General features: G+C 70.9%; 23 protein-coding genes and 1 pseudogene. 11 read left to right on the forward strand and 13 right to left on the reverse strand.

Annotated elements, in window-relative coordinates:
- Nucleotides 1-234 precede the first annotated feature (234 nt).
- Nucleotides 235-903: a DUF3105 domain-containing protein gene (locus tag ACIOKD_RS09375; protein ID WP_402080427.1), complete on the forward strand. Its 669-nt coding sequence runs from the start codon at nucleotides 235-237 to the stop codon at nucleotides 901-903.
- A gap of 5 nt (nucleotides 904-908) precedes the next feature.
- Nucleotides 909-1532 carry a DUF305 domain-containing protein gene (locus ACIOKD_RS09380; protein WP_402080429.1) on the forward strand — a complete coding sequence of 208 codons (624 nt, stop codon included), beginning with the start codon at nucleotides 909-911 and terminating at the stop codon, nucleotides 1530-1532.
- Between the two features lie 67 nt (nucleotides 1533-1599).
- Here ACIOKD_RS09380 and ACIOKD_RS09385 read toward each other — a convergent pair whose 3' ends face one another.
- Both ACIOKD_RS09385 and ACIOKD_RS09390 read right to left on the reverse strand, forming a co-directional pair.
- A complete protein-coding gene (locus ACIOKD_RS09385; protein WP_402080432.1) occupies nucleotides 1600-2565 on the reverse strand; it encodes an alpha/beta fold hydrolase in 966 nt (321 codons plus the stop codon).
- Entirely contained in the window at nucleotides 2562-3245 is a 684-nt protein-coding gene (locus ACIOKD_RS09390) for a DUF998 domain-containing protein (protein ID WP_402080434.1), read from the reverse strand. The genes ACIOKD_RS09385 and ACIOKD_RS09390 overlap by 4 nt, the downstream gene beginning before the upstream one ends.
- A 202-nt stretch (nucleotides 3246-3447) precedes the next feature.
- Here ACIOKD_RS09390 and ACIOKD_RS09395 point away from each other — a divergent pair, with 202 nt between their 5' ends.
- Nucleotides 3448-5202 carry an NAD+ synthase gene (locus ACIOKD_RS09395; protein ID WP_402080437.1) on the forward strand — a complete coding sequence of 585 codons (1755 nt, stop codon included), beginning with the start codon at nucleotides 3448-3450 and terminating at the stop codon, nucleotides 5200-5202.
- Nucleotides 5203-5413: 211 nt separating this feature from the next.
- On the opposite strand, the gene ACIOKD_RS09400 is transcribed toward ACIOKD_RS09395, so the two are convergent.
- The 4 genes from ACIOKD_RS09400 to ACIOKD_RS09415 all read right to left on the reverse strand — a co-directional run bounded on the left by ACIOKD_RS09400 (nucleotide 5414) and on the right by ACIOKD_RS09415 (nucleotide 10383).
- Nucleotides 5414-6634: an MFS transporter gene (locus ACIOKD_RS09400; RefSeq protein ID WP_402080440.1), complete on the reverse strand. Its 1221-nt coding sequence runs from the start codon at nucleotides 6632-6634 to the stop codon at nucleotides 5414-5416.
- A gap of 88 nt (nucleotides 6635-6722) precedes the next feature.
- Nucleotides 6723-7760 carry an endonuclease/exonuclease/phosphatase family protein gene (locus tag ACIOKD_RS09405; protein WP_402080442.1) on the reverse strand — a complete coding sequence of 346 codons (1038 nt, stop codon included), beginning with the start codon at nucleotides 7758-7760 and terminating at the stop codon, nucleotides 6723-6725.
- Between the two features lie 231 nt (nucleotides 7761-7991).
- Nucleotides 7992-8621: a TetR/AcrR family transcriptional regulator gene (locus ACIOKD_RS09410; RefSeq protein ID WP_402080444.1), complete on the reverse strand. Its 630-nt coding sequence runs from the start codon at nucleotides 8619-8621 to the stop codon at nucleotides 7992-7994.
- Between the two features lie 187 nt (nucleotides 8622-8808).
- Nucleotides 8809-10383 (reverse strand): MFS transporter, encoded by a 1575-nt coding sequence (locus ACIOKD_RS09415; protein ID WP_402080447.1) that lies wholly within the window; start codon nucleotides 10381-10383, stop codon nucleotides 8809-8811.
- 214 nt (nucleotides 10384-10597) lie between these two features.
- On the opposite strand from ACIOKD_RS09415, the gene panB reads away from it, so the two are divergent.
- The 3 genes from panB to ACIOKD_RS09430 all read left to right on the forward strand — a co-directional run bounded on the left by panB (nucleotide 10598) and on the right by ACIOKD_RS09430 (nucleotide 13827).
- Nucleotides 10598-11464, forward strand: coding sequence for a 3-methyl-2-oxobutanoate hydroxymethyltransferase (gene panB / locus ACIOKD_RS09420; protein ID WP_398288095.1), 867 nt, complete (start codon nucleotides 10598-10600; stop codon nucleotides 11462-11464).
- A gap of 471 nt (nucleotides 11465-11935) precedes the next feature.
- The gene (locus tag ACIOKD_RS09425; protein ID WP_402080450.1) at nucleotides 11936-13000 is read left to right on the forward strand and encodes an ATP-binding cassette domain-containing protein; all 1065 of its coding nucleotides are present in this window, start codon (nucleotides 11936-11938) and stop codon (nucleotides 12998-13000) included.
- Nucleotides 12997-13827 (forward strand): ABC transporter permease, encoded by an 831-nt coding sequence (locus ACIOKD_RS09430; protein WP_402080453.1) that lies wholly within the window; start codon nucleotides 12997-12999, stop codon nucleotides 13825-13827. The genes ACIOKD_RS09425 and ACIOKD_RS09430 overlap by 4 nt, the downstream gene beginning before the upstream one ends.
- 10 nt (nucleotides 13828-13837) lie before the next feature.
- Here ACIOKD_RS09430 and ACIOKD_RS09435 read toward each other — a convergent pair whose 3' ends face one another.
- Nucleotides 13838-17362, reverse strand: coding sequence for an AfsR/SARP family transcriptional regulator (locus ACIOKD_RS09435; RefSeq protein ID WP_402080456.1), 3525 nt, complete (start codon nucleotides 17360-17362; stop codon nucleotides 13838-13840).
- 192 nt (nucleotides 17363-17554) lie between these two features.
- Between ACIOKD_RS09435 and ACIOKD_RS09440 the strand changes: the two genes are divergently transcribed.
- A complete protein-coding gene (locus ACIOKD_RS09440; protein WP_402080458.1) occupies nucleotides 17555-18355 on the forward strand; it encodes a site-2 protease family protein in 801 nt (266 codons plus the stop codon).
- A 12-nt stretch (nucleotides 18356-18367) separates the two neighbouring features.
- Here ACIOKD_RS09440 and ACIOKD_RS09445 read toward each other — a convergent pair whose 3' ends face one another.
- From ACIOKD_RS09445 to ACIOKD_RS09455, 3 genes and pseudogenes are all read right to left on the reverse strand, one after another.
- The gene (locus tag ACIOKD_RS09445) at nucleotides 18368-18562 is read right to left on the reverse strand and encodes a hypothetical protein (protein ID WP_398288100.1); all 195 of its coding nucleotides are present in this window, start codon (nucleotides 18560-18562) and stop codon (nucleotides 18368-18370) included.
- Between the two features lie 190 nt (nucleotides 18563-18752).
- On the reverse strand, nucleotides 18753-19469 hold the full coding sequence (gene npdG, locus ACIOKD_RS09450) for an NADPH-dependent F420 reductase (protein ID WP_402080460.1): 717 nt from the start codon (nucleotides 19467-19469) through the stop codon (nucleotides 18753-18755).
- A 55-nt stretch (nucleotides 19470-19524) separates the two neighbouring features.
- Nucleotides 19525-19831, reverse strand: a pseudogene (locus ACIOKD_RS09455) (exo-alpha-sialidase); the annotation flags it as partial.
- A gap of 89 nt (nucleotides 19832-19920) precedes the next feature.
- On the opposite strand from ACIOKD_RS09455, the gene ACIOKD_RS09460 reads away from it, so the two are divergent.
- Nucleotides 19921-20559, forward strand: a complete 639-nt coding sequence (locus ACIOKD_RS09460; RefSeq protein WP_402080462.1) for a hypothetical protein — start codon at nucleotides 19921-19923, stop codon at nucleotides 20557-20559.
- Nucleotides 20560-20649: 90 nt separating this feature from the next.
- Nucleotides 20650-21972, forward strand: coding sequence for an MFS transporter (locus tag ACIOKD_RS09465; protein WP_402080707.1), 1323 nt, complete (start codon nucleotides 20650-20652; stop codon nucleotides 21970-21972).
- A gap of 132 nt (nucleotides 21973-22104) precedes the next feature.
- On the opposite strand, the gene ACIOKD_RS09470 is transcribed toward ACIOKD_RS09465, so the two are convergent.
- Nucleotides 22105-22335 (reverse strand): SPOR domain-containing protein, encoded by a 231-nt coding sequence (locus ACIOKD_RS09470; protein WP_402080465.1) that lies wholly within the window; start codon nucleotides 22333-22335, stop codon nucleotides 22105-22107.
- Between the two features lie 58 nt (nucleotides 22336-22393).
- Between ACIOKD_RS09470 and map the strand changes: the two genes are divergently transcribed.
- Both map and ACIOKD_RS09480 read left to right on the forward strand, forming a co-directional pair.
- A complete protein-coding gene (map, locus tag ACIOKD_RS09475) occupies nucleotides 22394-23251 on the forward strand; it encodes a type I methionyl aminopeptidase (protein ID WP_384814123.1) in 858 nt (285 codons plus the stop codon).
- 203 nt (nucleotides 23252-23454) lie between these two features.
- Nucleotides 23455-24114 carry a heme oxygenase (biliverdin-producing) gene (locus ACIOKD_RS09480; RefSeq protein ID WP_402080469.1) on the forward strand — a complete coding sequence of 220 codons (660 nt, stop codon included), beginning with the start codon at nucleotides 23455-23457 and terminating at the stop codon, nucleotides 24112-24114.
- 198 nt (nucleotides 24115-24312) lie between these two features.
- Here ACIOKD_RS09480 and ACIOKD_RS09485 read toward each other — a convergent pair whose 3' ends face one another.
- Both ACIOKD_RS09485 and ACIOKD_RS09490 read right to left on the reverse strand, forming a co-directional pair.
- Nucleotides 24313-24957 carry a PhzF family phenazine biosynthesis protein gene (locus ACIOKD_RS09485; protein WP_402080471.1) on the reverse strand — a complete coding sequence of 215 codons (645 nt, stop codon included), beginning with the start codon at nucleotides 24955-24957 and terminating at the stop codon, nucleotides 24313-24315.
- 112 nt (nucleotides 24958-25069) lie between these two features.
- The gene (locus ACIOKD_RS09490) at nucleotides 25070-26545 is read right to left on the reverse strand and encodes an HtaA domain-containing protein (RefSeq protein WP_402080474.1); all 1476 of its coding nucleotides are present in this window, start codon (nucleotides 26543-26545) and stop codon (nucleotides 25070-25072) included.
- Between the last annotated feature and the right edge of the window lie 4 nt (nucleotides 26546-26549).

Consider the following 26549-nt stretch of genomic DNA (forward strand, 5'->3'; position numbering starts at 1 on the left):
CGGCAGGTGTACTGCACCGACGCCCATCTTGCCCGCTGAGCGGCGCACATGAAATGCCCGACCACCGGCGTCTCTCCGTCACCCTCCCCACACTCACCGACACTCCCCCTGACTCGCGTCCCGCGCGGCCCGGCCCATTCGGCCAATCCCCTGGGCTCCCCGCCTGGAACCCCTCCTCCCCCACTACCATCAGCAGACCACTTCACTGCCCCTTTCCCTCAGAAGGACCACCCCATGGGTTCCGCCAAGAAGACAGAGTCCACGTCGCGCAAAGCGCGGATAGAGGAGATGCGGCGCGCCGAGCAGTCCCGCGAGCGCCGCAACCGGGTCCTCACGATCACCGCCAGCGTGCTCGTCGTCACCGGTCTCGTCGCCGGCGGCGCGTTCCTGATCAAGTCGCAGTCCGATGACAAGGACAGCGCGGCGAGCGACTCGAAGTCGGCGTCGGGGAAGTTCGTCACGGGCAAGGACGGTGTGAGGAAGTGGAGCACCAAGCTCACGCAGAACCACGTCACCAAGGACGTGAAGTATCCGATGGAGCCCCCGGTCGGCGGTGACCACGACCAGGTCTGGATGAACTGCAACGGCGACGTCTACGAAGCGGCGATCAAGAACGAGAACGCCGTGCACTCGCTGGAGCACGGCGCCGTCTGGGTGACGTACAACAGCAAGGCGTCCGACGCCGATGTGAAGGCGCTCGCCGAGAAGGTCAAGAAGACTCCGTACTCGCTGATGAGCCCTGTCGAGGACCAGAAGGACCCGGTCATGCTCTCCGCGTGGGGTCACCAGCGGACGGTGAAGGGTGCGAGCGACCCGGACGTCGGCACGTTCTTCGAGACGTACGTCCAGGGCAAGCAGACGCCCGAGCCTGGCGCCGCCTGCACCAACGGCCTCTCGAAGTGAGGAAGATGAAGTCCGCCGGCTGGGTCACGGGTGCCGCCGCGGCCGTCCTCGTGGCGGCCGGGGCGATCACGTACGCGGTCGCCGACGGTGACGACTCCGGGATGAGGCCGCCCGCGGCGGACTCGGCGGACGCGGGCTTCGCCCGTGACATGTCCGTGCACCACCAGCAGGCCGTCGAGATGTCGTACATCGTGCGCGACCTCACCGACGACGAGGAGGTGCGCCGCCTCGCGTACGACATCGCGCAGACCCAGGCCAACCAGCGCGGCATGATGCTCGGCTGGCTGGACCTGTGGGAGCTGCCCAAGGTGTCCGCCGACGAGCCCATGGAGTGGATGGGCATGGCCGGCATGGGGGCCGGCGAGGACGGCGCGCTGATGCCGGGCATGGCGACCAACACCGAGATGGACGCGCTGCGCGAGCTGAGCGGCAAGGCGGCCGAGGTGCGCTATCTGCAGCTCATGTACGCCCACCATGTGGGCGGCGTGCACATGGCCAAGGGCTGTGTGGAGCGGTGCCGGGTCGGCGTGGAGCGGCGGCTCGCGCAGGGCATGGTGCGGGCCCAGGAGTCGGAGATGAAGCTGATCTCGGACCTGTTGCAGCAGCGTGGCGCGAAGCCGCTGAACTGACTGACAGCTGAACTGACAGGGGCAGGGTCGCCCGCGCCGGGCCGCGTGACCTCGTACCGCCGCCGGCTCAGGGAATCCCTGAGCCGCGGCGGCTCCTCGGCTCTGGTGCGGGGGACGGGCGCATCGGTTCGTTCGGCTCGTTCAGTTCATTCTGTTCGTTGCGTTGGTTCAGGATCGCCGCCGCCACGTCCTGGGGGCGGTCGAGCATCACGAGGTGACCGGCGGGGGTCGAGACGCGGAAGGTGCCGCCCAGGCGCTGGGCGAGGCGTTCCTGGCGGTCGAGCCAGCGTCGCGAGCCGTCACCGACGGCGTGGGCGTGGGCGGCGAGGACGGTGACGGGTACGTCCGGCAGGGGCCGCTCCCGAAGGCTTTCGAGGTCGACTGCCTGGTCCCGGTAGGTCGCGTTCTCGGCGAGGGCGGCCCGCAGGAAGCGGCTGGTGGAGTAGGAGCGCCGGACGAGGTCGTACGGGGCCGGGTCGCTGCGGCCGATGGGGCGGCGTCCAGCCCGGATCGCGGTACGCCGCAGGAGGGGGCCGAGTGCCCGTGGGAGGCCCGCTCCCGCCAGTAGCGTGCCGCACGCGCGCGTGGCGGCGTTCCGCAGGGCGGGGGCGCGGCTCGGGCGTGGGTCCTCCTCGACGCTGGAGTCGACCAGCACGAGCCCGGCCGTCCGCTCCGGGTACAGCCGTGCGAAGACCTCGCAGTGGAAACCGGCGAGCGAGTGCCCGACCACGGTGACGGGCGTGTGGACGCCGGCCGCGTCGAGCACGCGCGTGATGCGCCGCGCCTCGCCGGTGAGCGTGGGCCACGCGCGCGCGGGCGCGGGGGCGCTGAGTCCGAGTCCCGGCCGGTCGAAGCGGACGACCGTGCGGTACGGGGCGAGGAGCGGCACCACGGGATCCCAGTCGAACCAGGACATGCCCAGGCCGGCGCTGAGCAGGCAGACGGGGCCGGTGCCGGGGGCGGCTCCGGTTCCCGTTCCGGGGCCGTCGACACGGATGTGGTGCGGGATCCCGTCGATGCGGACGAAGGTCATGGGCGGGCGTCCGCATCGCGGAGGGGGCCGGCGGCGGCCGGCTCAGGGGCGTGGAGGAGGGAGACCGCCAGTGCGCCCAGCCAGATCGCGATGACGCCGACCTGGAGGCGCTGGGCGATGCCGACACCCCAGCCGTCGTGGCCCGACTCCAGGGCGGCGATCGCGACCAGCGTCCAAGCGGTGGCGGCCAGTTCGAGCACCACGAGGGTGGGGCCCGCGTAACTGGGTGCTGTGCGGGTTGTGCGGGTGAGGGTCACCATGGCGACGAGGATGCCGCACAGGGCGACCGTGCTGCTCACCGTGTGCGCGGAGTGGGTCCATGGCACGAGGGCCGCGGTCTCCCTCGCGGCGCAATTCGGGTCGGTGGTGGGCGTGCAGCTGAGCGGGAGGCGGGAGTCCACCGCGGTGGCCGCGCCGAAGAGGAAGAGGGCGGCTCGGGCGGTCGGTGGCGTGCGGCGGGCCGACAGGGTCGCGGCTGCGGCGCACACCAGCGTGCCCGCGAGCAGGTCCGCTGTGCGGAAGAGGGTGGTGTACGGCTGGTCGGTCGCGGCGAGTTCACTCACGTAGGTGTGGGCCGGGGGGAGGGAGGTCGGCAGGAGGGCCTCCATCGTCCATGCGGAGTAGGTGAGGGCGGCCAGGGCCAGGAGGGTGGCTGCTGCGGCCGGGCGGGGTGTGATCATTGACGCCCATGATCGGGGCGGGGGGTTGGTTCCGCATGTTCGCGGGTGCGGGCCCGGTGGGGGCTGAGCGCGCAGTTCCCCGCGCCCCTCAAAGACAGAAGATTGCGCCGTTCCCCGCGCCCCCAAGAGGGGCTGCGCCCCATCAGGGGCGCGGGGCGGGGCGGCCACCCCATAACGTCTCTCTGACGATTACAATGGGCGCGTGCCTCAACTACGTCTCGCTCTGAATCAGATCGACTCGACCGTCGGCGATCTCGCCGGGAACGCCGAGGCGGTCGTCCGCTGGACCCGGCACTCCGCCGAGCAGGGAGCGCACCTCGTGGCGTTCCCCGAGATGGTGCTGACCGGGTATCCCGTCGAGGACCTGGCCCTGCGGTCGTCCTTCGTGGAGGCGTCCCGCGCGGCCCTCCACGCTCTCGCCGCGCGGCTCGCCGAGGAGGGGTTCGGGGAACTGCCGGTCGTCGTCGGCTACCTCGACCGTTCCGAGAAGGCCCAGCCCAGGTACGGGCAGCCGGCCGGCGCCCCGCGGAACGCGGCAGCGGTGCTGCACCGCGGCGAGGTGGTGCTCACCTTCGCCAAGCACCACCTGCCGAACTACGGCGTCTTCGACGAGTTCCGCTACTTCGTGCCCGGTGACACCCTGCCGGTCGTACGGGTGCACGGCATCGACGTCGCGCTCGCCATCTGCGAGGACCTCTGGCAGGACGGCGGCCGGGTCCCGGCGACCCGTTCCGCCGGGGCGGGCCTGCTGGTGTCGATCAACGCCTCGCCGTACGAGCGCGACAAGGACGACACCCGGCTCGACCTCGTGCGCAAGCGCGCGCAGGAGGCCGGCTGCACGACCGCGTACCTGGCCATGATCGGCGGCCAGGACGAGCTGGTCTTCGACGGCGACTCGATCGTCGTCGACCGGCACGGCGAGGTCGTCGCGCGGGCGCCCCAGTTCTCCGAGGGGTGTGTCGTCCTCGATCTGGATCTGCCCGCCGCTGCCCCCGAAGCGCCCTCCGGGGTCGTGGACGACGGGCTGCGCATCGATCACCTCGTCATCTCCGACGAGCCGCTGCCGCCGTACGAGGCGGAACTCTCCGGCGGGTACGCCGAGCGCCTCGACGCCGACGAGGAGGTGTACTCCGCACTCGTGGTGGGACTGCGGGCGTACACCGCGAAGAACGGTTTCCGCTCCGTGCTGATCGGGCTCTCGGGCGGGATCGACTCCGCCCTCGTCGCCGCGATCGCCTGCGACGCGCTCGGCGCGCAGAACGTGTACGGCGTGTCGATGCCGTCCAAGTACTCCTCGGAGCACTCCAAGGGAGACGCGGCCGAGCTGGCGCGGCGCACCGGGCTCAACTTCCGGACCGTGGCGATCGAGCCGATGTTCGACGCGTACATGGGGTCGCTCGGCCTCACCGGGCTGGCCGAGGAGAACCTCCAGTCGCGGCTGCGCGGCACCATGCTGATGGCCCTCTCCAACCAGGAGGGGCACATCGTGCTGGCGCCGGGCAACAAGTCCGAGCTGGCGGTGGGGTATTCGACGCTGTACGGCGACTCGGTGGGCGCGTACGGGCCGATCAAGGACGTCTACAAGACGTCGATCTTCCGGCTCGCCGAGTGGCGCAACCGGGCTGCGATCGAGCGGGGGCAGACCCCGCCGATCCCGGAGAACTCCATCTCCAAGCCGCCGAGCGCCGAGCTGCGGCCGGGGCAGGTCGACACGGACTCGTTGCCGGACTATCCCGTCCTGGACGCGATTCTGGAGCTGTACGTCGACCGCGACACGGGGGCCGACGCGATCGTGGCGGCGGGGTTCGACCCCGAGGTGGTCACCAAGACGCTGCGGATGGTCGATACGGCGGAGTACAAGCGGCGGCAGTATCCGCCGGGCACGAAGATCTCGGCGAAGGGGTTCGGTAAGGACCGGCGGTTGCCGATCACGAGTCTCTGGCGCGAGAGCGTTTGAGGGAAGGGGCGCCCTTTTTACTGGGCGCCCTTTTTTTTGCCTGGCGGCGGGCTCGTCGTTCGCGTGCGGGCCCGGTGGGGGCTTGTCGCGCAGTTCCCCGCGCCCCTTAAAGACAAAAGATTGCGCCGTTCCCCGCGCCCCCAAGAGGGGCTGCGCCCCATCAGGGGCGCGGGGAACTGCGCAATCTTTTAGGGGTGTTCCGGCCCGCCCCTCAGTGGTGGGCGGGGGTCTTCGCGTGTTGCGGTGTGTGGGTCGCCACCACGCGGCCCGAGTCGGTCGTGCCGCGGCTCCGGTCGACGGCGTAGGCCACGGCCGCTACCGCCAGGCCCAGAACCGCCAGGGCCGCGCCCGCGAGGGCCGGGGACGTGACGCCGTAACCCGCCGCGAGGGCGAGGCCGCCGATCCAGGCGCCACCGGCGTTCGCGAGGTTGAAGGCCGCCTGGTTGGCGGAGGAGGCGAGGGAGGGGGCCGAGGACGCCTTCTCCATGACCATGAGGAGGAGCGGGGAGCTGGTCGTGAACGCCGCGGCGCCGAGCAGGACCACCGCGAGAGGCGCACTCCATGCCGTGCCCATCATGACCGGGAACAGGGCCAGGACAGCCACCAGGGAGACGAGGCCACCGAACAGGGTGCCGCGCATCGAGCGGTCCGCCAGACGGCCGCCGAGCAGGTTGCCCGCCGTCGCGCCCACGCCGAACAGCGCGAGCAGCAGGGTCACGCTGGAGTCGGCGTACCCGGCGGAGTCCGTCAGCATCGGCGTGATGTAGCTGTACGCCGAGAAGAGCGCGCCGAAGCCCGCGACGGTCGTGCCGAGGGCCAGCCAGACCGGCAGCGACTTGAGCGCCGCCAGTTCGCCGCGCAGTCCGGTGGCGGCCAGGTCGTGTTCGGTGGTGCGGGGCAGGAGCAGCGCCAGGGAGGCGATGGCCGCCAGGCCGATCACGCTGACGGCGAGGAAGGTGGCGCGCCACCCGAGTTGCTGGCCGATGAGGGTCGCGGCGGGGACACCGGCGATGTTCGCGACGGTCAGGCCGAGGAACATGAGGGAGACCGCGCGGGCCTTGCGCTCGGCGCTCACCATGCCGGTGGCGACGACGGCGCCCACACCGAAGAAGGCGCCGTGGGGCAGGCCGCTCAGGAAGCGGGCCGCGAGCAGTGAGGTGTTGTCGGGCGCGAACGCCGAGAGCGTGTTGCCCACGACGAACAGCACCATCAGCCCGATCAGGACCTTGCGGCGGGCCATGCGCGCGGTGACCGCCGCGAGCAGCGGGGCGCCGACGACGACGCCGATCGCGTACGCCGAGACGAGGTGGCCCGCGGTGGGGATCGAGATGCCCAGGTCGTCCGCGACGTCGGGCAGCAGCCCCATCATCACGAACTCGGTGGTGCCGATGCCGAAGGCGCCCACGGCGAGGGCGAGCAGGGCCAGGGGCATGAGGGACCTTTCAAAAGGGAGAGCGGTGTTCCGTACAGATTAAGTTCATCTACGGAACAAAGCGTCCCAGCCCCAGTATTCCCAGAGGTTACGAGGCGGTTGCCGACAGCTTCACGCGGGCGGCGATCGGAAGATGGTCACTCCCCGTCTCCGGGAGGGTCCAGGAGGTGACCGGCTCGACGCCCTTGACCATGATCTGGTCGATGCGCGCCATCGGGAACGACGCCGGCCAGCTGAACCCGAAGCCGCTGCCCGCCGCGCCCTGCGCGGAGCGCATCTGCGAGGTGACGCCGTTCAGTGCGCGGTCGTTCATCGTGCCGTTCAGGTCGCCGAGGAGGGCGATGTCCGGCAGCTTCTCGTCGCCGATGGCCTCGCCGAGCGCGTCGGCGCTCTTGTCGCGCTGCCGCGCGGTGAAACCGGCCTCCATTTTCACCCGTACGGAGGGCAGGTGCGCCACGTACACCGCGAGCCGGCCCTCGGGCGCGGTGACGGTCGCCCGCATCGCGCGGGTCCAGCCGAGCTTGATGTCGACGGGGGCGGCCTTGCTCAGCGGGTACTTGCTCCACAGGCCGACCGTGCCCTGCACGGAGTGGTACTTGTACGTCGAGGCGAGGGCCTGCTCGTAGACCGGGACCGCCGAGGTGGTCAGCTCCTCCAGGGCCACCACGTCCGCGCCGGAGGCGGCCACGTCACGGGCCGTGCCCTCCGGGTCCGGGTTGTCCGCGTTGACGTTGTGCGTGGCGACGGTGAGGTCCCCGCCGGAGCCCGTCCTGTCGACGAGCAGCCCGCCGAAGAGGTTGACCCAGATGACGGCGGGCAGCAGCACCGCGATCAGCGCGGTCGCGGACCTGCGGAACAGCGCGAGGGCGAGCAGCACCGGGACGGCCAGCCCCAGCCAAGGCAGGAAGGTCTCCAGGAGGCTGCCCAGGTTGCCGATCCTGTTCGGGATCTGCGCGTGCAGGGCCATCACCAGGGCGAGTACGAGGGCGAACGCGGCCAGGACGATCCCCCGCCGCCAGATGCCCCGGTCGGTACGGAGCGAAGTCAGCAGGCGGCGAAGCCGGGGTCCTCTGCGGTCGGATCCCTGGCCGCCGCTGCCCGTCTCCGTCATGTACGCCTGCGCCATACCGTCGCCTCACCAACTGCCGTTCAGATCGTCCCCGCGCCCTAAGACCCTAGGGGATGATCGCGATCCTTCCCGCCGCCGCACGGCGGCCGTACGGGCACAAGGACGACCGAGGGGGCGCGGCGAGTTCCGGCGGGGAGCCAGGTGGAGTGGTCTGTGACGGAACGCGCACATTGCCGGTACCGGCGTTCAACGCCTGTACCGGTGTTGAGGGGGCGGAACTCGCGGAGCTCAGCGAGCGGCGGGGCCCAGTCCCGCAAGGACCGTGTCGACGATTCGTTCGGACAGTCCCTCCTCAAGGCTCGCGTCCGGGCGGATGACCGCGCGGAGAAGCATGGGGCCCACGAAGAGGTCGTTGGCCAGTTCGACGTCGATGTCCGCGCGGAACTCGCCGTTCGCCTGGCCGCGCCGCAGGACGTCGAGCGTCATCAGCCGGCGCGGTTCGATGACGGCCGCGTGGTAGACCTTCCACAGCTTGGGGCTGCTCTTCATCTGCGCGTAGACGTTGTGCATGATCGCCGACGAACGCGTGACCAGACCGCGCCGCCGCAGCGATTCGAGTATGACGATCAGGTCGTCGCGCATGGACGTGCCGGGCAGCCGCGGGTCGGGCGGTTCGGCGGTGCGCAGCACGTCGCAGAAGAGCTCCTCGCGGCCGCTCCAGCGCCGGTAGATGGTGGCCTTGCCCACCCCGGCGATGCGCGCGACCCGCTCTATGGAGATCTCCGCGAGCGGAACGCCCTCTTCCAGCAGGCGCATGACGCCCTCGATGATCGAGCGCTCCACCGCCTCGCTGCGGGGGCGGCCTCTGGCGGGCCCGCCCCGCCCTGTCGTGCCCGCCGCCCGCTCCGCGCCGCCCACGTGATCGCTCCGCTCTCTCGGATGCTGCTGTCCTGGCGCCGCGCCGTCGGGTCGCCGTTCGCCGTTCGCCGTTCGCCGTTCGCCGTTCGCCGTTCGGGTCGATTGTCCCTGGCCGACGAACGGTTGTGACTCGGGTGCGGGTGCTCCGTGGCCGGCCGCGCGGTTCCCCGCGCCCCTTACGGGCGCTTCAGTGATCGGCGCTTGCCAGGTCCGTCTCCTTGTCCGCCTGGGCCGGGGTGCGGCCGGGCAGGAACAGGTAGACGACCACCGCGCCCACCACGGCGACTCCCGCGCCGCACAGGGCCGTGACGTGCATCGCGTGCAGGAAGGCGTCGTTGGCCGGGCCGATCAGGGCGTCGCCCTTGGGGCCGAGCTTCGCCGCGAAGCCCAGGGTCGCCTCGATGGACTCGCCCGCCTCGTGCCGGGCGGCCGGGGGCAGCTTGCCCTCGATGCCCGAGCGGTACGCGGCGGAGAGGACCGAGCCGAGTACGGCGATGCCCAGGGCGCCGCCGACCTGGCGGAAGGTGTTGCTGAGCGCGGAGGCCGAACCCGCCTTCTCGCGGGGCAGGGCCTGCATGATCACGACGCTGGTCGGCGTCATGATGTGCGCCATTCCCGCGCCCATCAGGAAGAAGATGACCTCCAGGATCCAGATCGGCGTGTCCGCCTCCAGCGCGGCGAACGCGGCGAGCATGGCGGCGATGGTGAGCATGCCGGCGGTCGTGGTGGCCCGGTTGCCGAACCGGTCCACGACCAGCCGGGCACGCGGCGCGAAGACGAGCTGCGCGACGGCCAGCGGCAGCATCAGCAGACCGGTCTGCAGGGGCGAGTAGCCGCGCACGCTCTGGGTGTAGAAGACGGCGAAGAAGGTGACCCCCATCAGCGCGAAGAACACCAGCGCTATGGCGGAGATGGCCGCGGAGAAGACCTTGTTCCTGAAGTAGTCGATGTCGATCGACGGATGGTCGCTGCGCTTCTCGTGGACGACGAAGCCGACGAGTACGACGAGTCCGGCGCCGATGGTCGCGAGGACCTTGGCGTCCGTGAAGTCGGCGAGCTGACCGCCCTTGATGATGCCGTACACCAGCAGGACGAGTCCGACGACGGACAGCAGCACGCCCACCGGGTCGATGCGGCCGGGCTTCGGGTCGCGGGAGTCGGGGACGAGCCAGACCATCAGGCCGAGTGCCACGATCACGATCGGTACGTTGATCAGGAAGACGGATCCCCACCAGAAGTGGTCGAGCAGGACGCCTCCGGTGATCGGGCCGATGGCGATGGCCAGGCCGACGCCGCCCGCCCAGATGCCGATCGCCTTCGGCTGCTCGTCGCGCTCGAAGACGTTCATCAGGACCGCGAGGGTGGCCGGCATCACGAAGGCGGCGCCGAGGCCCATCACCGCGCGGAACGAGATGAGCTCGACCGGGGACCCGGAGGAGGCGGCGAGCGCCGAGCCGATCCCGAAGACGAGGAGGCCGCCGAGCAGCACCTTCTTGCGGCCGAGCCGGTCACCGAGGATGCCGGCGGAGAACAGCAGGCCGGCGAAGACGAGGGTGTAGGAGTTGATGGCCCACTCCAGCTCGCTCTGGGTGGCTCCCAGGCCGGTCGGGGCGGGCGTCGAGATGGTCTTGATCGCCACGTTCAGGATCGAGTTGTCGAGAACGACGATCAGCAGGCTCAGCATCAGGACGCCGAGGATCGCCCAACGTCGTCGGTGCACGGCCTCCGGTATCCGGGGCGCGGTGTCGGCAGGGGTAGTCATGCTGAAAAGGCTAGAGGATATTCGATACGAGACCGTCTCGTATCGGAATCCTTTACCGAGACCTTACGAGCTTTTCAGACGGGCTTGGAACCTGGTGAAGCGGAGACGAGGGCCACGGTGACCCCTCTAGCCGTTCGGTGGCACGAGGTGCCACCATGGAGGGGATCCGGGGACGCCGTCAGGGCGCTTCGAGATGACTGAAGGAGCCGTTGCAATGACGCAGTTCTCGGCTGCCCAGAACACCACCGACAGCAGCAACAGGGCGCTGTACGGAGGCAAGGGCACACGCCGTATCACTGTCCGCGACATCACGGTGGCCAAGGAGCGCGGCGAGAAGTGGCCGATGCTCACCGCGTACGACGCGATGACCGCGTCCGTCTTCGACGAGGCCGGCATCCCGGTCATGCTCGTCGGCGACTCGGCGGGCAACTGTCACCTGGGCTACGAGACCACCGTGCCCGTCACCCTCGACGAGATGACCATGCTGTCGGCCGCCGTCGTACGGGGCACCTCGCGCGCCCTCATCGTGGGCGACCTGCCGTTCGGGTCGTACCAGGAGGGACCGGTGCAGGCGCTGCGGTCGGCCACCCGGCTGGTGAAGGAGGCCGGGGTCGGGGCCGTGAAGCTGGAGGGCGGCGAGCGTTCGCACGCGCAGATCGAGCTGCTCGTGGAGTCGGGGATTCCGGTGATGGCGCACATCGGGCTCACTCCGCAGTCCGTGAACTCCATGGGGTACCGGGTGCAGGGGCGCGGTGAGGAAGCCGCTCAGCAGTTGCTGCGCGACGCCAAGGCCGTGCAGGACGCGGGGGCGTTCGCTGTCGTGCTGGAGCTTGTGCCGGCGGAGCTGGCCGCCGAGGTGACGCGGGTGCTGCACATTCCGACGGTCGGGATCGGGGCCGGGGCCGAGACCGACGCGCAGGTTCTTGTGTGGACCGACATGCTGGGGCTCACGGGGGGCAAGATGCCGCGGTTCGTCAAGCAGTATGCGGATTTGCGGCAGGTCATGGGGGATGCGGCGAAGGCGTTCGCCGACGATGTTGTCGGCGGAACGTTCCCTCAGGAGGAGCACTCCGTCCACTGACCCGCTGGTCCACTGACCCGTTGGTCCACTGATCCACTGGTCCACTGCGGCACGGAGGCAGCCCGCCGATTTCCCCCGTCGGCGGGCTGCCGGATTTTCTCGCCCCCGCCGCCCCTACCCGTCCCGTCACCACATGGGGGCTCCGCCCCCGAACCCCCATTGCGCAGTTCCCCGCGCCCCCAAGCCCCCTCGGTGCCAGGTGCCAGGTGCCAGGGGGCGCGGGGAACGGCGCAATCTGTTCGCTTTAAGGGGCGCGGGGAACGGCGCAGTCTTTTCGTCCCCAGGGGCGCGGGGAACGGCGCAGTCTTTTCGTCCCCAGGGGCGCGGGGAACGGCGCAGTCTTTTCGTCTCCAGGGGCGCGGGGAACCGCGCGGCCCGCCCCCACCGGGGTTGCGGACTGGACGGTGTCCCCGGGGAGCCTGTCGGTGGGATGTCGGTGGTTTGTCGGTGGGGGGTGGGAGCTTGGGTGGCATGACGCGAATCGACAACGAGCCCCGGCAGGACGGCGACGGACGCCCCGACGCCGTCAGCGTGCGGGGACTGGTCAAGCACTACGGCGAGACCAAAGCACTGGACGGCGTGGACCTGGACGTGCGCGAGGGCACGGTCCGCGGCGTGCTCGGCCCGAACGGCGCCGGCAAGACGACCCTCGTACGCATCCTCTCCACCCTCCTCATACCCGACTCCGGCCGGGCCACGGTCGCCGGCTTCGACGTCGTGCGCCAGCCCCGCCGGCTGCGCCGGGTCATAGGCCTCACCGGCCAGTACGCCTCCGTGGACGAGAAGCTCTCCGGCCGCGAGAACCTCTATCTGATCGGCCGGCTCCTCGACCTGACCCGCAAGGACGCCCGCACCCGCGCGGACGAACTCCTTGAGCGCTTCTCGCTCACCGAAGCGGGCAAGCGCCCGGCGAGCACGTACTCCGGCGGCATGCGGCGACGCCTCGACCTCGCCGCGTCCATGATCGGCAGCCCGACCGTCCTCTTCCTGGACGAGCCGACGACCGGCCTGGACCCCCGTACGCGTAAAGAGGTGTGGGGCGAGGTCAGGCGGATGGTGGGGGACGGTGTCACCGTCCTGCTCACCACGCAGTACATGGAGGAGGCCGAGCAGCTCGCCAACGAGCTCACGGTCATCGACCGCGGCAGGGTCATCGCCAACGGCGGCATCGACGAGCTGAAGGCGAAGGTCGGCGGCCGCACCCTGCGCATCCGCCCGGCCGACCCGCTGGAGCTGCGCCCCACGGCCGCGGCCCTCGACGAGTTCGGCCTCACGGGCCCGGGCAGCGCCACGGTGGACATCACCACCGGCACGGTCCTCGTCCCGATCCTCAGCGACGAGCAGCTGACCGCCGTGATCGGCGCGCTCACCGCCCGGGGCATCACCCTGGCCGGCCTCAGCACCGAACTGCCCAGCCTGGACGAGGTGTTCCTCTCCCTCACCGGCCACCGGGCCACCGAACCGACCGATCCGAGCGACCCGCGGGACACCCCGGCCGACCGCTCCCACGAGTCCTACGAGGAGGCCGCCGTATGAGCGCCGCCACCGTCATCGACGCGCCCGCGGCGCTCGGCACCGACGACGATCCGCACGTCGGCATACGCGCCCATCTGCGGCACATCAGCGCCCTGGTCCGCCGCAACGTGCTGTGGATCCGCCAGGACCCGGAGTCGATGTTCGACGTCATCCTGATGCCGATCGTCTTCACGCTGCTCTTCGTGTTCGTCTTCGGCGGCGCGATCGCCGGCAAGGGCAACCAGGACGAGTACGTCAACTACGTCGTCCCGGGCCTGATGGCGATGATGGGCATGAACATCGCCATGGGTGTGGGCACCGGCTTCAACCAGGACTTCCAGACGGGCGTGATGGACCGCTTCCGGTCCCTGCCGATCTCCCGCGCCTCGGTCCTGATCGCCAAGATCGCCGTGGAGATCGGCCGCCTGCTGCTCGCCACGGCGATTCTGCTCGGGGTCGGTTTCCTCCTCGGCCTGTCCGTGTCGAACGTCCCCGGTCTGTTCGCCGCCATCGGTCTGGCCCTGGTCTTCGGTTCCTCCATCATGTGGATCTTTCTGACCATGGGCGTGGTGATGAAGAACGCCCAGGCCATCCAGGGAATGGGTTTCCTCGTGCTGATGCCCCTGCAGTTCGGTTCTTCGATCTTCTCGCCGCCGTCCACCATGCCGGGCTGGCTGCAGACGTTCACCGACTACAACCCGCTGTCGTCCCTCGCGGACGCGGCCCGGGGTCTGATGAACGGCGGTCGGCCGATCGCCCACGACGTCATGATCACGCTGCTCTGGTCGCTCGTCATCACCGTGGTGATGGCCCCGGTCGCCATCCACAAGTACCGCACCAAGACCTGACCGTCTCGTTTCAGACCAGGGCGGCGGCCTCCTCGAAGGAGAGGCCGCCGCCCTGCGCGTACGCGGTTTCGTACGCCCGGTCGTCGAGGACCCCGCGCGTCGCCGCCTCGGCCTGTGCCCTGATCTCGTGCTCCACGACGGCCCTGAAGTGTCCGGGCGGAAGGAGCGCGTCGCCGGCGCCGAGACACCGGGCGGCGTCCTCGGCGCGCCGGCCGCCCTCGGCCCCGGCGAGCGCGATGGACGCGGTGGCCAGATGCACCGAGAACATGTGCGGCGCGATCATCTGGGTCAGCGGGTCCTTGGCCCGCTCCAGGGCTTCCCGCACCTTCACCACCGCCTCGTCGTACAGGCCGTCCTGGGAGTCCAGCCAGGCCTCCACGCCCATGACGAACCCGTCGAAGACCACGAACCGGACGGCACGGAAGTCCTCCCACAGCCGTTCCATCTGCGCTCGGGCCTCGGCGACGCGGCCGGTGCGGCCGAGCCACATCGCGAGGAAGAGCCGGGCCCCGGGCATGGCTTCGTTGTGCGCTCCGTCGCCCTGTTCCAGGACCTCGCGCAGCAGCCGCTCGCCCCGCCCGGTCTCGCCCGCGTCGATGAGCACGCTGCCCAGGCGGGTACTGAGGATGGCCATCTGGGCGCGGGCGCCCAGAAGTTCGGCGTGGGCGATGGCCGTCTCGTAGTCCGTCGCGGCGAGTTGGTACTCGCCCCTGCGCTCATGGGCCTCGCCCCGCGCGGAGAGCGCCTCGGCGGCGCCCCAGGCGTCTTCGAGGCCGACGAAGAGGTCCAGCGACTCGTCGGCGTCACGGGCCGCGTCGCCCGCCCAGTCGGCGCGGTTGGCGAGCATGTTGGCGCGCATCTGCAGGGCGACGGCCAGCTCCCAGCGGGTGCCGAGTCGCCGGCAGGTCTCGACGCTCGCGTCGATGACCCTGCGCAGCCGGTCCATGTCGCCGGTCAGCAGCACGGCGAAGAACCAGAGGTAGCCGGGGTTGCGGCAGACCTGCGGGAGGCCGGGCTCGTAGGCCTCGGTGACGGCGCGCAGCTTGGCCTCCGCCTGCGGTGTCTGCCAGGTGTCCAACTCCAGGTCCATACAGGCGAGATGGAGGAGATGGACGCCTCGCCTGGCCTCGACGAGGATGTCAGGACCCATGGGTGGCGGGTCGGCGATGCAGGACTCGTACAGCGGGACGGCTCGCTCGGTGGGCGGTGCGAACGGGTCGGGGCCCATCGCCATGACCTCCCGCGTCCAGTTGCGGGTGATCAGGCGCAGGTCGCGGATCTGCCAGTACCAGGCGAGGGAGAGGACGAGGCAGAGCGCCTCCTGCTCGTCGTTCGCGGCGACGGCGCGCTGCAGTGCGGCGCGCGTGTTCTCGCTTTCGAGCTGGAACAGTTCGATGGCCTCGCGTTGGCCGGGGCCGCGCAGCAACGGGTCGGTGGTGCGGGCGAGTTCGCGGTAGTACGTGAGGTGGGCGCGCTCGGTCGCGGGGCGCTCGCCGCACGCGTCGAGCCGCTGTCCGGCGTACTCTGCGACGGTCTCCAGGAGCCGGTAGCGCATCCCGCCCTCACCCGGACCCGTGCTTGTCGCTGCCCCCTCCCCGGAACCCTTGCCCGACGGGGCGGCCACCACGAGGGACTTGTCGACGAGCGAGCCGAGCGCCTCCAGCGCGGCGGGCCCGCAGACCGCCTCGGCGGCGGCCAGGTCGCAGCCGCCGGCGAAGACGGACAGCCGCCGCAGCACATCGCGTTCGTCCTCGTCCAGCAGGTCCCAGGACCAGTCGACGACGGCCCGCAGGGTCTGCTGGCGCGGCAGGACCGTACGGCTGCCGGAGGTGAGCAGGCGGAAGCGGTTGTCGAGACGGTCGGCGATCTGGCGCGGGGTGAGCATCCGCAGCCGGGCGGCGGCGAGTTCGATGGCGAGCGGCAGTCCGTCCAGGCGCCGGCAGATCTCGGCGGCGGCCTCCGGATCGTCCTCGATCCGGAAACCGGGCCGGGCCGCGGCGCCCCGGTCGGCGAGCAGCCTCAGCGCGTACGGCTCGGGCAGCGGCTCGACGGGCCGCAGCAACTCCCCCGGTACGCCGAGGGGTTCGCGGCTCGTGGCCAGTACGGTCAGTCCGGGGCAGCGTTCGAGCAGTTGCTCGACGAGGCGGGCCGCGGCGTCCACGACGTGTTCGCAGTTGTCGAGGACTATCAGCATGCGGCGTTTGGCGCAGTGCTCGGTGAGCCGCAGGAGCGGGTCGTCGTGCCGGTCGGTGACGACGCGCATCTCCTCGGCCCCGGCGCCGCGCAGCACGGTCTCCCGCGCGCCGACCGCGGTGAGCACGGCCTCGGGGACGGCCGCAGGGTCGTCGACGGGCGCGAGTTCGGCCAGCCACACCCCGTCGGGCAGGTCCTGGGCGACGCTCTCCGCCGCCTCCTGCGACAGCCGTGTCTTCCCGGCGCCGCCCGGCCCGAGCAGCGTGACGAGCCGCGCCCCGGCGAGGTCCCCGCGGATGGCGGCGAGATCGGTGTCCCGCCCGACGAAGGAGGTGAGCCGGGCCCGCAGATTCCCGGGCGGCACGGGCCGCTCACGCGGGACGGGCCGGGCGTCCCGACGGTCCGGCGCCACACCGGGGCCGCCTCCGTACCGGTCTGACTCGGAGCCGTCGCCGTACAAGGCCGAACCGGTGCCACCGCCCCGGTGGTTCTCGCCCCGGTGGTTCCCGCCGTGGTGGTTCTCGGCGTGGTGGTTCTCGGCGTGGTGGTTCTCGGCGTGGTGGTTCTCGGCGTGGTGGCCGTCGCGGGGCGTGCCTGGGCCTTGGCCGGCCGGGGTGCCGGTCAGGAGTTCCGTGTGCAGGGAGCGCAGTTCCGGGCCCGGGTCCGTGCCCAGGCGGTCGGCCAGCAGGCGGCGTACGGACTCGTAGGCGGCCAGGGCCTCCGCCGCGCGGCCCGCGTCGCGCAGGGCCCGCAGGCGCAGCACCTGGAGGGGTTCGTCCAGGGGGTGGGTGTCGCAGAGGGCGGTGAGGTCGGGCAGGGACTGTTCGGCGTGGCCGAGAGCGAGGGCGGCCCCGAGACGGACGCGCCGGGCGTCGAGCCGGCGGGTCTCCCAGCGCGACGACTCGGCCGTACCGTCCGGGAGGTCGGCGAGGGCCGGACCCTGCCAGAGGACGAGGGCGTCGTCCAGGATGACGGCCGCCTTGCCGGGGTCGCCGTCGGCCAAAGCGCGGGAACCTTCGCCCGCGAGCCGTTCGAACCGGTGCAGGTCGACGTCGTCGGCCGCCGCGCGCAGCCGGTAGCCGCCCTCGTCGGAGCCGATCGCTTCCGCGCCCAGCGCCCTGCGCAACCGGCCCACCAGGGCCTGCAGCGCGCCCGGGGCGTCCGCCGGGGGGTCGGCGCCCCAGACCTCGTCGACCAGCACGGACACGGACACGGTCCGGCCGGGACGCAGGGCGAGCACCGTCAGCAGGGCGCGCAGCCGCGCCCCGCCGACCGGAACGAGGGTGCCGTCGGGACGGAGTGCCTGGGTGGTGCCGAGGATGCGATAGCGCACGCGGACCATTGTCCCTGTCTGCGCCCCGGGCCCGCCCCGGATTTTGGACCGGCATGAACCGGGGAGGGTCGAAAACGGACCGAGGACGCGAGTGAAGGGCCGCAGGAACCTACGACCCTCCTTAGGACGTTCCCCCCACACCACCGGTACGGTCTACCCGGCACGCCCAGCCCGTTCGAACATTCCAGGGAGCCCCACCCCATGACCACCGCCACCACCCGGCACAGTGACGGCCGGATCAGCCCCGTGTTCCTCGGGATCGTGGCCGTCGCGGCGGTGACCGGCTGGGCCACCTGGACGGGCTTCGCCGAGCAGCCCGGCATCGCCGTCTTCCTGTTCGTGACGGCCGCGTGGATCGTCTCGCTCTGTCTGCACGAGTACGCGCACGCGCGCACCGCCCTGCACAGCGGCGACATCTCGATCGGCGCGAAGGGCTATCTGACCCTGAACCCGCTGAAGTACACGCACGCGCTGCTCAGCATCGTGCTGCCGGTCCTCTTCGTCATCATGGGCGGCATCGGTCTGCCGGGTGGCGCGGTCTTCATCGAGCGGAGCCGCATCCGGGGCCGCTGGAGGCACAGCCTGATCTCGGCGGCGGGCCCGCTGACGAACGTGCTGTTCGCGGTGGTCTGCACCGCCCCGTTCTGGCTGGACGCGCTGGACGGCGTACCGGCCGACTTCCAGTTCGCCCTAGCGTTCCTGGCGCTTCTGCAGGTCACGGCCGCGCTGCTGAACTTCCTGCCGATCCCCGGCCTGGACGGCTACGGCGTCATCGAGCCCTGGCTGTCGCACAAGATCCGCCGGCAGGTGGAGCCGTACGCGCCCTTCGGCCTGCTCTTCGTCTTCGCGATCCTGTGGATCCCGGCGGTGAACAACCAGTTCTTCGACGCGATCGACGCGCTGCTGCGGACGCTGGACATCGACGAGATCCGCACGTACTGCGGGCAGAACCTCTACCGGTTCTGGACGGAGACCGACCAGTACTGCTCGGTCGGCCAGTGACGGGCCGCCGCGTCAGCCGGTGACGGAGGACGCCGACGCCCTGCGCCGCATCCGGTCCCGGCGCAGGTAGTACCAGGTCATGTTGGACGACAGGCCCGCGAGCAACACCCACACGATCCCGAGCCAGCTGCCCTGGACGAAGGAGACGACCGCCGCCGCCGTCGCGAGGACGCAGACGACGAGGGCGTAGAGGGCAAGTCGGGACATGGGGTCTGCTCCTGTCGGGGAACTCCGGGAGCCCGGCGGGACCGGTCTCCGGAGGGGGACACTGCTCGGCTCCAGTGTCCCCCACGTCCGGAACGCGCCCGTACGCGGTCCCGCGGCCCGGCCGTCCCGGAGGTCAGCAGCCGTCCCGGAGGTCAGCGGCCGTCCCGGAGGTCAGCGGCCGTCCCGGAGGTCAGCGGCCGTCCTGGAGGTCGGTGAGGCGCAGGCCCGCGTGGGCCTTGTACCGGCGGTTCACCGAGATCAGGTTCGCCACCAGCGACTCCACTTGATGGGCGTTGCGCAGCCGCCCGGAGAAGATGCCGCGCATGCCCGGGATGCGTCCGGCCAGCGCCTGGACGATCTCGACATCGGCCCGCTCCTCGCCGAGCACCATCACATCGGTGTCGATCTCCTCGATCTCCGGGTCCTGCAGCAGCACGGCCGACAGGTGGTGGAAGGCGGCGGTGACGCGGGAGTCCGGCAGCAGCGCGGCGGCCTGTTCGGCGGCGCTGCCCTCCTCGGGCTTCAGCGCGTACGCGCCCTTCTTGTCGAAGCCGAGCGGGTTGACGCAGTCGACGACGAGCTTGCCGGCCAGTTCCTCCCGCAGCGACTCCAGGGTCTTGCCGTGTCCGTCCCACGGCACGGCGACGATCACGATGTCGCTGCGGCGGGCGGTCTCGGCGTTGTCGGCGCCCTCGACGCCGTGTCCGAGCTCGTCGGCGGCGGCCCGCGCGCGCTCCGCGGCCCGCGAACCGATGATCACCTTCTGCCCGGCGCGGGCCAGCCGGTAGGCGAGACCCTTGCCCTGGGGACCGGTGCCGCCGAGCACGCCGACGACGAGCCCGGAGACGTCGGGAAGGTCCCAGGGGTCCTTGGCGGGGGCCTTCTGTGCACTGTCAGTAGAGGTCATGGGCCGACTTTACGTGCGTCGTGGTCCCTTCTCACGTGTGGTTCCGGCGCGCGCCGGTGATCTCGCGCGGGCTGGACCAGGTGCGTCCGTCGTCGTCGCTGTGCCGGATCCAGACACGGCGTCCGTCGGTGGCGCTCACCCCTCCCCCTACGGATGGCGTCCTCGGTGGCGAGGGCCGCGTTGCGGACGTGGACGAGCAGGATCCTGCTGGTGTCGAGGACGACGGGGGCCGGGTTCCCGGCCAGTGCCTCGCCGTTCGAGGCGGCCACCTGGAGCGGTCCCCACGTCGGTCCGCCGTCCGTGGAACGCTTCAGGACGATGTCGATGTGGCCGAGATCGTCGCGTGAGCCGACCCTGCCCTCGCTGGGTGAACGGGCCACTCTGCCCAGGATGGGCGAATTCATCGGGAACGCCGTCTGACGAGCGGTCGGCTGCGGCAGGATGCGGCCACATGGATGCCGTACGGGTGGCCTTGTTGCGCGAAGTGCTCGCCGGGACCGAGTGGCCGGGAGCCACGCGGCGGTTCGCGGGGGTGCTGAGGTCGTCCGTACTGCCGCACGGGGGCGGGCTGCTGCTGGTGGGAACGGCGGAGTACGAGCCCTGGCACCTCGCCGCGCATCTGGTGGACGAGGCCGCCTGGTCGGGCACACCGGAGCTGACGCCGACGCTGGTACGGCACGGGGCGCGGCCCGGGGACCCGGCCCACCTGGCGGTGGGGCTCGGCCGGATCGAGGCGGCCCGGCGCGGCGAGACGCTGCTCGTCGTGGCGCCGGGCGCGCCCGGGGCTCCGCTCCTTGAGCGGGTGTACGACGCGCGCCGGGCCGGGGCGACGGTCCTCGCACTGGGCTCGGACGACCGCGAACTGCACGCGATGGCGCACGAGGCGCTCGCGGTGCCGCCCGGACCGGGCCTCGACACGGGGCTCGACACGGGCCTCGACACAGGGCTCGATCTGGACACGGTTCAGCACCTGGTCAGTACGGCCACCGGGGAGAACTCACTGCCCGCGCCCCGGGGCCGACGGCGGTTCACCGACCGGTTGTCGCGGCTGGCGGACCGGTTGACGGCGCCGCCGCCCGCCCGGTGGTGAGCCGGCGGCCTTCTCGGCGGGGCCGCCCCGGTCGAAAAAGCGTTTGTCCGCGGCGGGGTCGCGACCGCAGCATGTCCCGTCGTGACGGAACTGAGCAAGCCCGAACCCGGGGCCGGGGCCGAACCCGAGGCCAAGGCCGGTAAGCGGCGGTTGCGGGCCCTGTTGCCCGATCTCGCGCCGTGGCGGACCTCCCCCGACTTCCGGCGGCTGTGGGTGGCCGGGCTCATCACGAACTTCGGCAGCTTCCTGACGTTCGTCGCGCTGCCGGTGCAGATGAAGGAGCTGACCGGTTCCGCGGTCGCCGTCGGCGCGATCGGTGCCGTGGAACTCATACCGCTGATCGTGTTCGGGCTGTACGGCGGGGCGCTCGCCGACGCCCTGGACAAGCGGAAGCTGATCATTTGGACAGAGGCGGGGCAGGGGGTGCTCTCGGCCGTACTGCTGGTCAACGCGTTGCTGCCGGACCCCCTGGTGTGGCCGCTGTACGCCGTCGCCGCGCTGTCCTCCGCACTCGTCGCGGTCCAGCGGCCGGCGCTCGACGCGCTCACCCCGCGCATCGTCCGGCACGAGCACCTGCCGGCCGCCGCCGCGCTCAACTCGCTGCGCTGGACGGTCGGCGGGGTCGCGGGACCCGCGGTCGCGGGGCTCGTCGTGGCGTACGCGGGGCTCGGCTGGGCCTATGCCGCGGACCTCGCCACGTTCGCCGTCTCGCTCTTCCTGGCCGTGGGGCTCGCCGCGTCGCCCGCCGCGCACGAGGCGGCGAAGCCGTCACTGAGGGCGATCGCGGAGGGCGCGCGGTACGCGTGGAGCCGCAAGGAACTGCTCGGTACGTACGCCATCGACCTGGCCGCCATGTTCTTCGCCTTCCCGCTCGCCGTGCTGCCCTTCCTCGCGGACGAGCTGGACGCCGAGTGGTCGCTCGGGCTGATGTACGCGGCGTTGCCGGCCGGGTCGCTGCTGGTGAGCCTGACCAGCGGGTGGACCTCGCGGATCCATCGGCACGGGCGGACGGTGGTGCTGGCGGCGGCGTTCTGGGGGCTCGCGATGGTGGCGGCGGGGGCGGTGCACGAGGTGTGGCTGGTGCTGCTGTTCCTGACCCTGGCCGGCTGCTTCGACATGGTCAGCGGGATCTTCCGGGCGGCGATGTGGAACCAGACGATCCCCGACGAGCTGCGGGGGCGGCTGGCGGGGATCGAGCTGCTGTCGTACTCGGTCGGGCCGCAACTGGGGCAGGTCCGTGCGGGTGGGATGGCCGCGGTGTTCTCCGTGCGGGCGTCCGTGTGGGCCGGGGGTGTGATGTGTGTGGCCGCGGTGGGGGTGTTGGCGGTGTGCCTGCCCAAGCTCATGTCGTATGACGTGCGGACGAACCCGCATGCGGTGCGGATGAAGTCCGTGCGGGCCGGTGGGGGTTGAGCGCGCGGTTCCCCGCGCCCCTTAAAGGCAAAGGCGAAAAGCTGCGCCGTTCCCCGCGCCCCTTAAGTACAGAAGCGAAAGACTGCGCCGTTCCCCGCGCCCCTGAGTGTCGCCGCTGGGTGGGGGGTTCGGTTAGTTTTCGGATGGGGGGCGCGTATCGGGGTCGTGCCAGCGGGGGTCCGTCTCCCAGTCGAGGTTGCGCTCACGGGCCGTGTCCATCGCCCGCTGGGCCTCCTCGCGGGACGCGTAGGGACCGAAGCGGTCCTTCGCGGGGCACTCCGGGCCCTCCTCCACCTTCTTGTGTTCCAGGCAGTAGTACCACTCGCCCGGTTTGCCGACCGTCCGCTTCTTGAACAGGGCCATGACCAGCTCCTCTCGCCACCGACATGTTCCCCCATCTGCGCTGGTTAGACTCGCTGGCATGTCTGGCCAGTCGCTGCTCGTCCCAGGGGAGCTGTCCCCCATCCGTTCCGTGCCCGGAAACATCCGCCGCCCGGAGTACGTCGGCAAGCCCGCCCCGACCCCGTACACCGGGCCGGAGGTGCAGACGCCCGAGACGATCGAGGCGATGCGTGTCGCCGGCCGGATCGCCGCGCAAGCCATGGCCGAGGCCGCGAAGCTCATCGCGCCCGGCGTCACCACGGACGAACTGGACCGGGTCGCGCACGCCTACATGTGCGACCACGGCGCCTACCCGTCCACGCTCGGCTACCGCGGCTTCCCGAAGTCCCTGTGCACCTCCGTGAACGAGGTGATCTGCCACGGCATCCCGGACTCCACCGTCCTGCGGGACGGGGACATCATCAACCTCGACGTGACGGCGTACATCGGGGGCGTGCACGGCGACAACAACGCCACGTATCTCGTCGGCGACGTGGCCGAGGAGTCGCGGCTGCTGGTCGAGCGGACCCGTGAGTCCCTGGAGCGGGCCATCAAGGCGGTCAGGCCCGGCCGCCAGATCAACATCATCGGCCGCGTCATCGAGTCGTACGCGAAGCGCTTCGGGTACGGGGTCGTCCGGGACTTCACCGGGCACGGCATCAACTCGTCGTTCCACTCCGGACTGATCGTCCCGCACTACGACAGCCCGCACGCGACGACCGTGATGCAGCCCGGGATGACGTTCACGATCGAGCCGATGCTGACGCTGGGCTCGTACGACTACGACATGTGGGACGACGGGTGGACGGTCGTCACGAAGGACCGGCTGCGGACCGCGCAGTTCGAACACACCCTGGTCGTCACGGACAGCGGGGCCGAGGTCCTTACGCTGCCGTAGCCGCCCCCGCACTCGCGCAGGCCGTCCACCGGTCCGCTTCAGCCGCCCGCTCATGGAGAGCGGGCGGCTCTTTCATGTGGACGCGACGGAGATTCGGGGTACGTTTTTACCGACAGGACGTCGGGAACTCATTGACTTAGGTCACCCTAACCATAGAAGATTGATCCGGCTCCCGCCTTCCCCGTTCAGCCCCGGAGGTCCCCATGACATCGTCGAGTACGCCGTTCTCGACGCTCATCCGCACCGCGTCCCACGAGCAGCACGTGGAGGCGGAGACCTCGACTTTCATGAGCGATCTGCTCGGCGGCAGGCTCGGCGTGGACGCGTACGCGCGCTACACGGAGCAGCTGTGGTTCGTGTACGAGGCGCTGGAGTCGGGTGCGCGGGATCTTTCCGGCGACCCGGTGGCGGGGCCGTTCATCCAGCCCGAGCTGATGCGGCTCGCCTCGCTGGAGCGGGATCTGGCCCATCTGCGCGGGCCGGGATGGCGCGAGGGTGTCACCGCGCTGCCCGCGACGCTGGAGTACGCGGCGCGGGTCGCCGAGTGTGCGCGTACGTGGACCGCGGGGTATGTGGCGCATCACTACACGCGCTATCTCGGGGATCTCTCCGGTGGGCAGATCATTCGTGGGACGGCGGAGAAGACGTGGGGGTTCGCCCGCAAGGGGGACGGGGTGCGGTTCTATGTCTTCGAGGACATCGGGAATCCCGCGGCGTTCAAGCGGGGGTATCGGGAGTTGCTTGACGGTCTGCCGGTCGATGAGCTGGAGAAGCAGCGGGTTGTTGCCGAGTGTCGGCGGGCGTTCGCTTTGAACACCGGGGTTTTTCGGGCGCTGGGGGAGGAGTTTCGGCTCAGCGCGTGATGTTTCGCCCGGGGTGCGTTTTCGGGTGCGGGTTCGCTGTGGCTGGTCGCGCCGTTCCCCGCGCCCCTTGAAAGCAAAGGAAAAAGACTGCGCCGTTCCCCGCGCCCCTAAAGGCACGCCCCTGAAGGCGAAAGCCAAAAGATTGCGCCGTTCCCCGCGCCCCTTGAATGATCAGGGCGCGGGGTTTGCTTTTGTGTTTTAGCGTTCCAGGAGGACTCTGCCGCCCAGTTCGATCCAGCCTTCCGGTTGGGGGGCTGTGAGGAGTTGGGAGCCTTTGCCCTGGATTATGTTCAGGGCGCGGCCCAGTTGGACTGTCAGTTGCAGGGCCGCGGCGCCTGTCGCCTCGTCCTCGTCGATGCCGTCGCCCCGGCCGGGGAAGCCGCGGGCGCGGACGCGGCCCGCCGCCTCGTCCTCCCACGCCCAGGCGTATACCCACTCCCCCATCGGCGGCACGGGCAGCGCTTCCACCTCGGCGGCGGTGGCGTACTGGCGCAGCGTGCGCTGCCGCGCCCACTCCGGGCGGGCCTCGATCCAGGTGAACTCGCCGTCCAGCCGGGTGCCCACCACGCCCGCGGGCGTGACGAGTTCGGGTACGTCCAGCAGCCAGGCCGCGCCCACACAGGGGTATCCGGCGAACGGCAGCCGCGCACTGGGCGTGTAGATGTCGATGACCCCGCGCTCGGGGTCATCGACGAACACCGTCTCGCTGAAGCCGAGTTTCGCCGCGAACACCTGCCGTTCGTCACGCTCGGGCAGTACGGAACCCTCCCGTACCACCCCGAGTTCATTGCCGTACTCGCCGCGGGGCCCGCAGAAGACCCGCACCACGTCGTAATCAGTCACTCCGGCATTCAAACATCATGACGGCGACGCGTGTGCGGGTGCTTCCTGGTCGGGCCGTTCAGGCCGTTCAGGCCGTTCAGGCCGTTCAGGCCGTTCAGGCCGTTCAGGCCGTTCAGGCCTGGGTGGAGTCCGTCAGACGGCGGCGGCGTACCGCGAACACCACGCCCGCGCCCGCCGCGACGGTGACCGCGGCGGCCGCACCGAGCGCGCCGACCGGGACGTCGGAGCCGGTGGAGGCGAGGTTGCCGGTCACACCGCCCGTGGTGGACCCGGTCGTGCCCGCGCCACCGGTGGTCCCGCCGGTCGTACCGCCCGTGGTGCCGCCCGCTCCGGAGGTCGAGGTCGGGTCGGTGTCCGGGAGCTCGGCGTCCGCGGTCAGGGCCACGGCGATGTCGACCGGGTCGAGTTCGGCGCCGGTCCGGTAGAAGCCGCCGAAGGCCTCCGCGCCCGCCTCGGTGAGGGTGGTGGTGACGTCGTCGAGGCTGATGACGTCGTCCTCGGCGGTCAGGTCGGCCGAGTCGGGCTTGAGTTCGGCGAGTGTCACGTCCTCGGACTTCTCACCGAGGCTGTCGACGTCGGCGGTCAGCTTGCCGGAGCCGCCGTCGAGCTCCGCCCTGAGGTCGCTGAGGGTGAGGTCGAGACCGTAACTGCCGTTTTCCTCATGGCCCTTGAAGTTGACCGAGCCCTTGAAGGAGGCCTTGAGGGTGTCGGCGTCCGTGTCGTAGGTGCCGGTGGCGTCGGGGAAGGTGAAGACGCCGTTGCCGGACGCCTGCTCCGCCCCGCCCGACACCGTGATCCTGCCCTTGGCCACCCCGTCGACGACGTACGTACGGAAGGACTGCTTCACGCCCCAGCCGAGCGTGCCGTAACTGATGGCCCCCTTGGTGGCGGCCTCCGTGGCCGAGGGCTTCGGGGTCGCCGATCCCGTGGGCTTCGGGGTGGCGGTGGTGGTCGGGGTGCTCGTGGGGGTGCCGGTCGGAGTGGCCGGCGGGGTGGTGGTGCCCGTGGGCGTCGGGGTCGGCGACTCGACCTTCTTCTCGACCACCGTCAGGGGGTCGCCGGCCGCGCCCGTGTAGGAGGAGCTGCCGAAGGCGTCCCCCGCCTCCTTGGTCAGCTTGGTCGTCATGTCCGTCATCGTGCGGTTGACGGTGACCTCGGCGAGCGGCACGTCCTGCTGGGTCGTACCGGACTTCGTCACATCGGCGGTGACTCTCGCGTCCTTGCTGTCGAACTTCACGTCGGACAGCTTCAGTTCGAAGCCGTGCGCCTTGGAGACGATGTTCAGGGTGCCCTCGAAGCCGAGCGCGACGGTGTGCGCCTCGGAGTCGTAGCTCCCGGTGCCGTTGACGAAGGTGAACACGCCGTTGTCCTTGGCCTGCGTGGCGCCGGCCTCGGGCGTGAAGGCACCGGCCGCCATGCCCGTCACGTAGTTGCGGTACGACTCCTTGATGCCCCAGGTCAACTCGTAACCCTTGAGCGGCACTTCGGCGGCCGACGCGGACGTGGCGGCGAGCGCGGTGGCGCCGAGCGTGACGGCGGTCGCGCAGGCTGCGGCAAGGGCTATGGGGCGGCGGCGGTTGGCGGCCATGGTC

Source organism: Streptomyces sp. NPDC087844 (assembly GCF_044742785.1).
In the GTDB taxonomy this organism is placed as follows: Bacteria; Actinomycetota; Actinomycetes; order Streptomycetales; family Streptomycetaceae; genus Streptomyces.